Here is an 814-nt window from a genome sequence, read left to right as displayed (position 1 = left end):
ACCTCCTCCAGCACCGCCTGCCGGGTGCCCGACAGCACCACGGTGGCCCCCTGCGCATGGAGCGCGCGGACAATCTCGCGCCCGATTCCGCCCGATGCGCCGGTCACCAGCGCAACTTTTCCGTCAAGTCTGAACATGAACCGTCCGTCCCCTTCAGCTATCCATCAATGAAACAGGATGCCGCGCGCATTCAGCGCGCGGCGAGATAGGCTTCAATATCGGCGGGCGTGCCGACCGAACGGGTCGCGACATCACCATTGATGCGCCGCACCAGCCCCGCCAGCACCTTGCCCGCCCCGATCTCGACAAAACTGTCGATGCCCATGGCCACCATCGCGTCAACGCTTTCACGCCAGCGCACCGTGCCCGTGATCTGGCGCACCAGCAGGTCACGGATCATGTCGGGCTGGGTCACCTTGGCCGCCGTGACATTCGCCACCACCGGCACGACAGGGGGGCTGATCCGGGCCTCGGCCAGGGCATCGCGCATTTCCACGGCGGCGGGTTCCATCATGGAACAGTGGAACGGGGCGGAAACCGGCAGCTTGAGCGCGCGCTTGACGCCCTGCGCCTTCGCCAGCGCGATCACGCGGTCAATCGCCGCCATCTCCCCCGCCACAACCACCTGGCCGCCGCCATTGTCATTAGCGACCTCAAGCACCTGCCGGTGGGTCCGGCCCGCCTCATCGGTAAAATTCGCGGCTTCCGCGCACAGGGTGGTGGCGCGTTCAAGGTCCATGCCCACGCCGATCAGGGCGGCCATGCCACCTTCCCCCGGCGGCACGGCCTTCTGCATGGCGTTGCCGCGCAGGCG

Annotated in this window: 2 protein-coding genes; both read right to left on the bottom strand. The window is 67.3% G+C overall.

The annotated features are described in order from the left end of the window. The coding region (locus tag JCM25156_RS26260) for an SDR family NAD(P)-dependent oxidoreductase (protein WP_034961281.1) at positions 1-137 on the bottom strand (137 nt) is incomplete at its 3' end. A 53-nt stretch (positions 138-190) separates the two neighbouring features. Then, on the bottom strand, positions 191-814 hold a 624-nt coding region (locus tag JCM25156_RS18790), incomplete at its 5' end, for an ACP S-malonyltransferase (RefSeq protein WP_025814370.1).

The organism is Komagataeibacter kakiaceti JCM 25156 (assembly GCF_000613305.1).
This window is presented reverse-complemented; position numbering and strand designations above follow the sequence as displayed.